This window comes from Flavobacterium columnare NBRC 100251 = ATCC 23463, assembly GCF_002530675.1.
Taxonomy (GTDB): domain Bacteria; phylum Bacteroidota; class Bacteroidia; order Flavobacteriales; family Flavobacteriaceae; genus Flavobacterium; species Flavobacterium columnare.
In genome coordinates, this window is sequence record NZ_PCMX01000080.1 from 1 (window position 1) to 10,730 (window position 10,730).

General features: G+C 31.0%; 12 protein-coding genes. 1 reads left to right on the top strand and 11 read right to left on the bottom strand.

The features are described from left to right. Positions 1 to 23 precede the first annotated feature (23 nt). Complete coding sequence (locus B0A78_RS10970) at positions 24 to 1,112, bottom strand: HmuY family protein (RefSeq protein WP_065213239.1); 1,089 nt, start codon at positions 1,110 to 1,112, stop codon at positions 24 to 26. 86 nt (positions 1,113 to 1,198) lie between these two features. Next, on the bottom strand, positions 1,199 to 3,313 hold the full coding sequence (locus B0A78_RS10975; protein WP_065213238.1) for a TonB-dependent receptor plug domain-containing protein: 2,115 nt from the start codon (positions 3,311 to 3,313) through the stop codon (positions 1,199 to 1,201). A gap of 101 nt (positions 3,314 to 3,414) precedes the next feature. On the opposite strand from B0A78_RS10975, the gene B0A78_RS10980 reads away from it, so the two are divergent. Further along, entirely contained in the window at positions 3,415 to 4,305 is an 891-nt protein-coding gene (locus tag B0A78_RS10980; protein WP_065213237.1) for a DUF6607 family protein, read from the top strand. Positions 4,306 to 4,401: 96 nt separating this feature from the next. Here the strand turns inward: B0A78_RS10980 and trxB are convergent, their stop codons facing one another. The 9 genes from trxB to B0A78_RS11025 form a co-directional block, all read right to left on the bottom strand. Next, on the bottom strand, positions 4,402 to 5,352 hold the full coding sequence (gene trxB / locus B0A78_RS10985) for a thioredoxin-disulfide reductase (RefSeq protein ID WP_014166476.1): 951 nt from the start codon (positions 5,350 to 5,352) through the stop codon (positions 4,402 to 4,404). A 350-nt stretch (positions 5,353 to 5,702) separates the two neighbouring features. Continuing rightward, complete coding sequence (gene ftsY, locus B0A78_RS10990) at positions 5,703 to 6,656, bottom strand: signal recognition particle-docking protein FtsY (RefSeq protein ID WP_014166477.1); 954 nt, start codon at positions 6,654 to 6,656, stop codon at positions 5,703 to 5,705. A gap of 157 nt (positions 6,657 to 6,813) precedes the next feature. Then, entirely contained in the window at positions 6,814 to 6,966 is a 153-nt protein-coding gene (locus tag B0A78_RS10995; protein ID WP_014166478.1) for a DUF4295 domain-containing protein, read from the bottom strand. A gap of 46 nt (positions 6,967 to 7,012) precedes the next feature. After that, a complete protein-coding gene (rpmG, locus tag B0A78_RS11000) occupies positions 7,013 to 7,195 on the bottom strand; it encodes a 50S ribosomal protein L33 (protein ID WP_008253902.1) in 183 nt (60 codons plus the stop codon). A 28-nt stretch (positions 7,196 to 7,223) separates the two neighbouring features. After that, entirely contained in the window at positions 7,224 to 7,460 is a 237-nt protein-coding gene (rpmB, locus tag B0A78_RS11005) for a 50S ribosomal protein L28 (protein ID WP_014166479.1), read from the bottom strand. Positions 7,461 to 7,534: 74 nt separating this feature from the next. Further along, entirely contained in the window at positions 7,535 to 8,785 is a 1,251-nt protein-coding gene (locus B0A78_RS11010) for a CinA family nicotinamide mononucleotide deamidase-related protein (RefSeq protein ID WP_065213236.1), read from the bottom strand. Positions 8,786 to 8,888: 103 nt separating this feature from the next. Beyond that, complete coding sequence (locus tag B0A78_RS11015) at positions 8,889 to 9,233, bottom strand: Hpt domain-containing protein (protein WP_014166481.1); 345 nt, start codon at positions 9,231 to 9,233, stop codon at positions 8,889 to 8,891. Then, a complete protein-coding gene (locus B0A78_RS11020) occupies positions 9,233 to 9,844 on the bottom strand; it encodes a fumarylacetoacetate hydrolase family protein (RefSeq protein ID WP_014166482.1) in 612 nt (203 codons plus the stop codon). The genes B0A78_RS11015 and B0A78_RS11020 overlap by 1 nt, the downstream gene beginning before the upstream one ends. A 53-nt stretch (positions 9,845 to 9,897) precedes the next feature. Then, positions 9,898 to 10,671, bottom strand: a complete 774-nt coding sequence (locus B0A78_RS11025; protein WP_014166483.1) for a 3'-5' exonuclease — start codon at positions 10,669 to 10,671, stop codon at positions 9,898 to 9,900. Positions 10,672 to 10,730 lie beyond the last annotated feature (59 nt).

The window sequence follows — 10,730 nt, forward strand, 5'->3', positions numbered from 1 at the left end:
AGCCTTTTCAAATAAATTTTAATTTATAATAAAGTATATTGAATTTTGGTATTCCCTCTTTCTCCTTTATCATTAGTCATTGTAAGAAATTTTATTTTATAATAATTAGATTCAATATCTTTTAAAACATAAAAACGGTCTGTTTTAATACTTGGTAATCCTCCAAACTGAGACCCTCCTACTCTCCAATTAGAACCTATTATCCTCTGATCCGTTTTAGAAGGGATCAGATTAGATTGTACTATATTTTCTTTTTTAAATTTTTCATAAGTATATTCCGATGTATTTACTTCATATACCTGTGTTCCTCCTTTCATATTAGAAATAACAAAATCTGCAAACCCATAAGTCACAACATCATCTCCCGATAAAATATAATTGGTAAAAGTGGTAAAACATAAGTCCCATGATTCCTTTTTAGGTTCTACAACCACAACCTCTTCTTTAAATAGGCTGAAAAAAGTAAAGTTGTATGACCTATCCTTATCTATTATTTTTTCTTTAAAATTTTTATCCAACAAATCCGCGTATTGAATTTTATATCCTCCATTATTAGCTCTTAATATTCTAATTTTTTTCCAGCCTCTTGCTTTTCCTTCCGTACTGACTGAACCTAATGCGGGTGTATTTGTAGAAACTTCAAAGCCTAGATTGAGCAGGTATACTTTATTTTCGTTATCAACCGCAGAAATTTCTGCTATTGCAGTTCCTTTTCCTTCTCCTGAACCATTCAAAATACCTGTAGCATCATCACAGTATCCATTTTTAGCTAAATTAAATCCTCCTAAAGACACTACATTTTTATCCGAGTTTTGAACTAAAGTTATATCTGTTTGATCTGTTTTTTTAACAGCCATAAATACAGAACTATTCAAAACCACTCTAAACCCATCTCCTGAATAAAACCCCAAATCCCACGTTGCTCTATTTACAACTTTAGATGTTCCTTTACTTAAATCTAAAAAAACCTGATTAGGCTGATTAGGACCTCCTATCTCTGGTTTTAAAATTTCTTCTTTAGAGATTACGGTCTTTGGTTTTTCATCTACAGTTTCTTTTGAACAAGAGATTAAAAATGTGGTTAAATACAGTAGTAATAGTCCTTTTTTCATATAGATTATTGTTTATTATTCATTGCTATTGCTTATTTTACTTTATCTTACTAAATATTTGGCAATAATTACCTGGTCTTTTTTATCTAAAATTTTAAATTGTATACTATTTTCACAAAAAAGGAACGTCCATAGGCTAACATCAACTGAGAGTTTCTTGCATGCCCTCTGGATTGTTCCATTCCTGACTGATTTATGTTGGTTATATTCAATATATTTCTAGCTCCCATACTGGTTTCTACTTTGCCTTTAAAAATCTTTTTTTGCAAAGTAAAGTCTAGCCAATTAGAAGAATCTACTGTGGAAACTTCATATTTAGTTGCTCCTTCTATTAGTTGCTGAACCCTTCCGTTATATTTATAATAAAGAGACACATTTAATTCTGGTTTTGAAAAAGAATAAGATAGGCTTGCATTGCAATTAAAAGAATACAAATAGTCTTTATTGGAAGAAAAAACTTGGTTATCTATTTTTTGAGAAATCCCTACTAAAGAGGCTCCAAAACTAGCTGATACTTTTTGGTTTTTCAGCTGGGTTAGAGCGGCTATATTAAGTATACTATATTTACTAATATTAATATATTGATATTCTGGATTACCTGTATCTGGATTAAATCGGGACAAAACCATATCTATTTTATCCTTTAAATCAATAAAACTAGTAGACAGCTGATTAGAGAAAATGGTATTTTTTTTAAACTCTTGTACTCGTTTTAGACTAGCTTCATAGGAAGTACTTGTTTCTGGAATCAATTTTTCATTACCTGAAAAAAAATGTCCATCAAAAATTTGTTTAGAATAAAGTTCAGTGAAATTTGGGGTTCTATAAGAAGTCCCATAAGATAATCGCATCTCTACTCCTTTGTTAAACAAATGACGCAAAGCTAATGAGGAAGCATATTGATCTTGAAATAAAGATTGAATTGAAAAACGTAAACCTGGTTTAAGAGAAAATTTATCTGTAATTGACAATTCGCTAGAAACATAAAAATCATAATTATTAATTCTTTTTTCAATAGGCTCCAAAACATTATTCTCCTTCTGGATCAAAGAAAATCCTTTATTAGAAACTATTTCGTATCCTAATAATAGATCTGCTTTATCAGTATTAAAAAAATTACTCAAAGAACCTGTACTATAATAAACCTCCATAGACTGATCCTTAAAAAGATCATTATTTAGTTCATTTTTATCGTATAAATTAAATTTAAAATTCTCTAATTTTCGTTCCTGTTTTTGATAAGAAAATGATCCCGTATAATTAATTTTTGAAAAAAAACGTCCCGAAAGATTTAAATTATGAAAAATTCTATTTACAAAATATCGTTTATCATTAGCGTAACGATAATACCCGAAATCATCATTATATCCTGATTGAACTGTACTGTTATAAAATCGAACCAATTCATTAAACATTTCTAATTTGTAATTCAAATCAAAATTATTGGTATGGTAAACAACCGTTGTCGTTCCATTTAATTGTTCTTTAGGCAACCATCTTAGTCCTCTAGTTCCATCATTTTCGCTATAAAACTTACCTTGCTTCGTATCATAAAACCCTTTGAAATCATTTCTATTAATTCCTAAATCAAAATACCATGTCCCTTTATAATTATAGGATAATTTTAAATTTTGTATATGCCTTCCTTTATCAAAAAATTGAAACTCCTTCCCTATGGTTTCTTCCTGAGTCCCCATACGTAAAGCAAATTTCCCTGAAAGCTTCTTTTTTGTAATAATATTTAAAACTCCCGTAACAGTATTAGCCCCATGCGTAACACCCATAGATCCCTCTACAATTTCAATTCGTTCTATATCATTTAAATTAATTTGAGAAAGATCTATATTATTCCCTAAACCGTTTTCGTTAATTAGCGGTACATTATCTACTAATATTTTAAAATACTGTCCATCTAATCCAAATAAAGAAACAGTAGAACGACCACTTGAACCGCTGGGCTGTAATGAAATGTTTAAATACTGATTTAATACATCTGTAAAATTATTTGCTGATAAATTTTGTATATCCTTAGAAGTAATAACTCTTACATTAAAAACAGATTTTTTTAATGATTGAGGAGTAAATTGTCCTGTAATTACTACTTCATCTATTTTTTTTACTCGCAATGAATCCCTAGAATCAATTTGCCCCATTACGATATTACTAAAAACAAAAGGGACAAGCATTATTATTTTATACATGATAGTAAATGTATTCTTATTTGAGTGCAAATATACTCTTATTTTTATTTATTCTAAATAAATTTAATATATTTGTACAAATTTTTTAAAATACTCTTTACATGAAAAAAACAACTTTAACACTTATTTTAATAAGTCTATTTTCAACAAATTATGGACAAAACAAAAAAGAAGAAGATAGAAAAGCGATCAAATCTATGTGCGGATGCTATGAAGTTGAGTTTAATTTTGCCGAAACATTTAACTACTCAAAAAATAATGACTATAAACCTTCTCCTTCAAAACATGAAAAAGCTATAGAATGGATAGAACTCATTGAAGATGAATCAAACAAAATTTCCTTACAACACTTACTTATTACCGGAACAACAGAAGAATCAATAGTAAAACATTGGAGACAAGATTGGCTATATGAAAATACTGATTTATATCTATTTGATAAAGATCAAACTTGGAAGTACAACAAATTGAATAAAAAACAAGTAGCAGGCCAATGGACTCAAAAAGTATATCAAGTTGATGATAGTCCTCGTTACGAAGGAACAGCATCTTGGATACACGTTGATGGAAGACATTTTTGGGAGAACACAACAGATGCACCTTTACCTCGTAGGGAACACACTATAAGAAATGATTACAATGTTTTAAAAAGAAATAACATCCATGAAATAAAAGATTTTGGATGGATTCATAATCAAGATAATAAAAAAATAATACGCGAAAATGAAGAAGTTGTATTAGCTGAGGAAAAAGGTTATGATGTATACAAAAAAATAGATGATTCAAAATGTACTTTAGCTCAAAATTATTGGAAAAAGAACCGTATCATTTGGAAAAATGTTAGAGATAAATGGTCTACTGTTTTCAATCAAAACAAAGACTTGATACTTAAAAAAGAAAAACAACCTTTATTTACAAAATTATTTGAATTAAAACCAGAATCTTCTCCAGAAGAAATAAGCAATATAATTGATCCATACATTAGTAAATAAATTCTTTTTAAAACCCCGTTTTTAAGTTTTTCTTAATTTCGGGGTTTTCTATTCTAAAAAAAATTGTATTTTTAACTACATAATACTGAATACTCTTTAATATTCTTTTGCAGCCAGATATCTTTCTGCATCAAGAGCCGCCATACAACCTGTACCCGCTGCTGTTATAGCTTGACGATATACATGATCTGCGGCATCACCTGCCACAAAAACACCCGCTACATTCGTTTTAGAAGTTCCAGGAATATTTAATATATAACCTGTTTCATCTAAAGTAATATAATCTTTAAATATATCCGTATTAGGTTTATGCCCTATTGCCACAAAGAAGCCAGTAGCAGGGATTTCCGTAATTTCCCCTGTTGATTTATTTTTTGCTTTTACAGCTGTTACCACTTGTCCATCTCCTAGAACTTCTTCTGTTTCTGTGTGCATTAAAATTTGAATATTTTCTGTTTTACGCACACGTTCTTCCATAATTTTTGATGCTCTAAACTGCTCACTACGAACAAGCATGGTTACTTTTTTACACATTTTAGATAAATAATGGGCTTCTTCACAGGCACTATCTCCAGCCCCTACAATAACTACTTCTTGATTGCGGTAAAAGAATCCATCACAAACGGCACAAGCCGAAACACCTCCACCCATATTTAAATAATGTTGTTCAGAAGGTAATCCTAAATATTTAGCAGATGCTCCTGTTGAAATAATAACCGTATCACACAAAAGCTCTTTTCCATCATGAATCCATACTTTATGCAAATCAGCAGAAAAATCTACTTTAGTAACCCAACCATTACGTATATCAGTTCCAAAACGCTTAGCTTGCGTTTCTAATTGTACCATCATCTCTGGCCCTGTAACCCCTTCTGGATAACCAGGGAAGTTTTCTACTTCATTCGTTGTTGTTAACTGCCCTCCTGGCTGAGTTCCTTGATATAAAACAGGGCTCATATTAGCCCTAGCAGCGTAAATAGCAGCAGTATACCCCGCAGGACCAGAACCTATAATTAAACATTTTACTCTTTCTATTGTATCTGACATAATATTAATTTTTAAACACCAAAAATAATCATTTTAAAACGTAATAAAAGTAACCTAAATTACAGTTTTCAATACATCTATAAATATAAATGATTTAGCTAGTTAATTTATCTTTCATAAGAAAAAGAAGAGTACTTACATTGAAGCTTTTCCATAAAAAAAGCTGAATTTGATATTCAGCTTTTTTTTATTACTTTTTTTCTTTATAAAATTTTACTAAGGCCGAAATGTATAATATTAAAGCTATTGTATAAAATAATAAGGAAATTTTTATATTTTTAGTATACTGAGCCACTAAAAGAGCGGATGTTCCAAAAAGGAAAAAATGAAAGGCTTTAAAATTTTGCATATTATTTAAAGAAAGAGTCTACAAACTCATATTTATTAAACACTTGAAGATCATTAATACCTTCCCCTACCCCAATATATTTAACTGGAATTTGAAATTGATCAGAAATTCCAATTACGACTCCTCCTTTAGCTGTTCCATCTAATTTTGTAACAGCTAAACAGCTTACCTCTGTTGCTGCAGTAAATTCTTTAGCTTGTTCAAACGCATTTTGTCCAGTAGATCCATCTAATACTAATAAAACATCATGAGGTGCGTCTTGTACTACTTTTTGCATTACGCGTTTTACTTTTGAAAGCTCATTCATCAAACCTACTTTGTTATGTAAACGTCCAGCCGTATCAATAATAACCACATCTGCATCTTGTGCAACGGCACTTTGTAAAGTATCGAATGCTACCGATGCTGGATCACTCCCCATTTGTTGTTTTACAATAGGAACTCCTACTCTATCCGCCCAAATTTGCAATTGATCAATTGCTGCGGCACGAAATGTATCTGCGGCACCTAATACTACTTTATAACCTGCATTTTTAAATTGATTGGCCAATTTACCTATGGTTGTCGTTTTTCCCACTCCATTTACTCCTACCACCATAATTACATACGGTTTTTTATTAGCAGGAATCACAAAATCCGTGTCTTCACCTGAATTAGTTTCTGATAACAGAGAGGCTATCTCTTCTCTTAATATTTTATTAAGTTCATCAGTTCCTAAATATTTATCACGTGCTACACGTGATTCAATACGTTCGATAATTTTCAAGGTTGTATTAACTCCAACATCAGAAGTAACTAATACTTCTTCTAAATTATCTAATACATCATCGTCTACTTTTGACTTACCAGCAACTGCTTTAGTTAATTTAGATAAGAAAGAAGTACTTGATCTTTCTAACCCTTTATCAAGTGTTTCTTTTTTTTCTGAAGAAAAAATTTTTTTAAAGAAATTCATTTACTATATATGATTTACGATTTACAACAATGATCTACCAATTGAACAAATCAAAAATACACCCTATAAGAAAGTATTTTACACTATTTTTTAGCAAATATAAAACAAAAAAGCCACTTCAAGAAAGAAGCAGCTTTGTTATATTGAATAGATAAAATTATTTCTTTTTAAGAAATTCATCAACTTCTTCAGGAGACATGATAGCCTCAACAAAAGTATAAGCACCAGTTTTAGGAGATTTCACCATTTTAATAGCTTTTGATAATCTCTTAGATGCTGTCTGTAGGGTTGCAACGGTTTTCTTTGCCATGACTTACATTTTTTAATTGAAATTTTTACGTATAAAAATCTCTAAATTATTTAATCTCTTTATGAACAGTCACTCTTTTCAAGATAGGATTGAATTTTTTAATTTCTAATCTATCTGGAGTGTTCTTTTTATTCTTAGTAGTGATGTAACGAGAAGTTCCTGGTACACCAGAAGTCTTATGCTCAGTACATTCTAAAATTACCTGAATTCTATTACCTTTCTTTGCCATCTTAAAATATATTTAATTTAGGAATAGATTATTTGATTAATCCATTAGCTTGGGCTTGCTTTAGCACAGCTGAAATTCCGTTTTTATTAATCGTTTTAATTGTAGAAGCAGCTACTCTTAAAGTAATCCATCTATCTTCTTCAGGAAGGTAAAAACGTTTTTTAATCAAGTTTACAGAGAATTTTCTCTTTGTCTTGTTCATAGCGTGAGAAACGTTGTTTCCTACCATCGCTCTTTTTCCTGTAAGGTCACAAACTCTTGACATTATACTTATGTTTTATCGTTATTCAAAATCAGGGTGCAAAGTAACAAAAAATAAAACGATTACACAAACTATATTTAGTAATTTTTTAAAATTTCTTTATACAATATTTCAAATCCCTTATTTACAGCCCTTTCTATTACTTTTTCTCTTGGCTGTCCTAACTCAAATTTCTCTACTATAACCTTTTTAGGCGTTGCTATTGCCACGTACACAGTTCCCACCTCTGCATCAGACTCTCCTTTGGAAGGTCCTGCATTTCCTGTTGTAGCGATAGCAAAATCTGTTTTCAATAATTCTCGTACATTCTTAGCCATCATTTCTGCCACTTGTTTACTTACAACGGAGCATTCATCAATAATCCTTTTATCTACCTTTAACAAAGTTTCTTTAACCTCTGTGGCGTAGCTTACAACTCCTCCTTTAAAATAAACTGAAGCTCCTGGTATGGCTGTCAATAAAGAAGCCATCTTTCCTCCTGTACAACTTTCTGCAACCGAAAGAGTCATCTTCTTTTGAGTCAACAATTCCCCCAGCATAACTTCAATCGTCTCACCTTCATTTAGCCCTATCAAACAATCTTTTATGAGTGGTTTTACTTTTTCTATTTCCAAAGCCACTCTTTCTTTCAAAAATTGCTCATCAGTCCCCCTAGCTGTCAATCTGAGTCTTACCTGAAAAGAACTAGGCAAATAGGCTAATTTAATAAAATCAGGCAATCCGTTTTCCCATTCTTCAATTCGTTCAGCCAACAAACTTTCGCCTACCCCATAGGTCATTAACGTTTGATGATGGATATAAGGGCGATCAAACTTTTTTACCAAACGAGGCACTACTTCATGATCTATCACGTGTTTCATTTCATAAGGCACTCCCGGTAAGGAAATAAAGACCGTTTTCTCTTTTTCCATCCACATTCCTGGTGCCGTTCCTAGTTGATTAAACAGAACCTTACTTTTAGATGGCACCAATGCTTGATCTTTATTTAATTGAGTTATAGGTCTTTTAAAATAAGCCTCTATTAATTGGGTCACATGTTCTAAAACTTCCTGATCATAAACTAAAATATCGTCTAGATACTCGCATAAGGTTTTTTTGGTAATATCGTCTTTAGTGGGCCCCAAACCTCCTGTTATAACAACTATCTCTACTTGATTTTGCAAATAAGAAAGTGTTTTTAAAATATGCTCTTTATCATCTGATATAGAAAGCATTTCAATCGTTTGAATTCCTATCTTATCTAAAGATTTTGCTATATAAACAGAATTTGTATCTGTTATTTGCCCAATTAATATTTCATCTCCTATAGTTACAATAGCCGCTCTCATTTTTATTTTTTTTTACAAATTTATTATAAAAAGAAAGGATTAAAAGATTCTGACATTGCCAAAACACCTTCTAATCCTTTATTTCTAATAGGGTAATTTTTTCTTACAGGTTAAAATCTTTTTTTACTTCTTCTAAAGCTGCATTTATTCTATTTTTTAAACTTTTATACACTTCTTTAATTTCTTTTTTTTTGCCTTGATCACGCGTCCATTGTTCTACCAAAAGAATTTCTTCTTTAGCGGCATCCATACCTAACAAATCTAAAGTAGGTTTTGTTTTATGAGCAAAGCCATACGTTTTAACATAGTCTTTATCTTCAATCCCTTCTTTGATTTGCTTAATATCACTTGGAACCTCCTCTACAAAAAGAGTAATTATTTGACGTACAAAATCATCATCATCATCTGATATTGCATATACTTTTGCTAAATTGTAATGAATCGCCATTATTTAACTTGAATCTTAAATAGTTGTTTATCTTCCAAATATCCTTCCAAAATATCATTTGGATTCACTTTTGCTACTCCTGCTGGAGTTCCTGTAAAAATAACATCTCCTGTTTTTAGGGTAAAATATTGCGAAACGTAAGCTATTATTTCATCTATTCTCCACAACATTTGATTGGTATTTCCTTTTTGAACAACTTGAGAGTTATTTCTTAATTCAAATTTAAGATTTTCTAACGAACTGAAATCTTTTTTCGATAAAAAGTCACCTATTACCGCTGAACCGTCAAATGCCTTTGCAGTTTCCCACGGTAAACCTTTTTCTTTTAATTTTGTTTGCAAATCACGAGCTGTAAAATCAATTCCTAAACCTATTTCATCATAATATTTATGAGCAAACTTAGGATCAATATACTTCCCTACTTTATTAATTTTTATCAAAACTTCTACTTCATGATGTACATCATTACTGAATTCTGGCAAAACAAAAGGAAATTGTTTAGGCAAAATAGCTGTATCCGGCTTCATAAAAATTACTGGTTCAGCTGGTCGTTCATTGTTTAGCTCAGTGATATGGTCAGTATAATTACGACCTATACAGATTATTTTCATTTTTTAAGTAATTAAGAATTAGTAAATCAAAAAAACTGTTCATTAATCGCGATCTACTGTTTTGTGTTTAGTTTTCTTAATTTAATACCTGTTAATACTTTTTTAGTATACAAAGGAAAATCCGCATTTTGAATCCATCCAAAATACCCTGGCTCTTTATCAAAGACCTCCTCTACTAGAGCTCCTTTATGTTTACCAAAAGCAAAAATTTCTTGCCCTTTATCATCTAAAGCTATAAATCCAGCAAAATCAACGGATTTTTTACGAGTTGTATACTCTGATAAGACTTTCATATCATTTTCCAAATCGGGATAACGATCTAATTGTGCTTTTAAAATCTCATACGTTGCGTTTGTATCTGCTTCTGCACTGTGGGCATTATTCAGTGTTTGGTTGCAGTAAAACCTATAAGCTGCACTTAATGTACGCTCTTCTTTTTTATGAAAGATAGTCTGCACGTCTACAGAAACTCTATTTTTCATATCAAAATCAACCCCTGCACGTAATAATTCTTCTGCCAATAGGGGAATATCAAAACGATCGGAATTAAATCCCGCTAAATCAGAATCTTTAATCATATTGTGCACTTGATTAGCTAACTCTGCAAAAGTGGGTTCATTGGCTACTTTTGCATCTGAAATTCCGTGAATAGCAGCTGCTTGTAAAGGAATAGGAATGGTAGGATTTACCAACCATGTTTTACTTTCTTTGTTTCCATTTGGAAAAACTTTTATTATTGAAATTTCAACAATTCGATCTTTTGAAATATCTGTCCCTGTAGTTTCTAAGTCAAAAAAACAAATCGGACGATTTAATTTTAACTCCATTAATTTATTGTTCGGTTAATACCGCAAAGATATAAATCTAAAAAACAAAAAATCCAAAT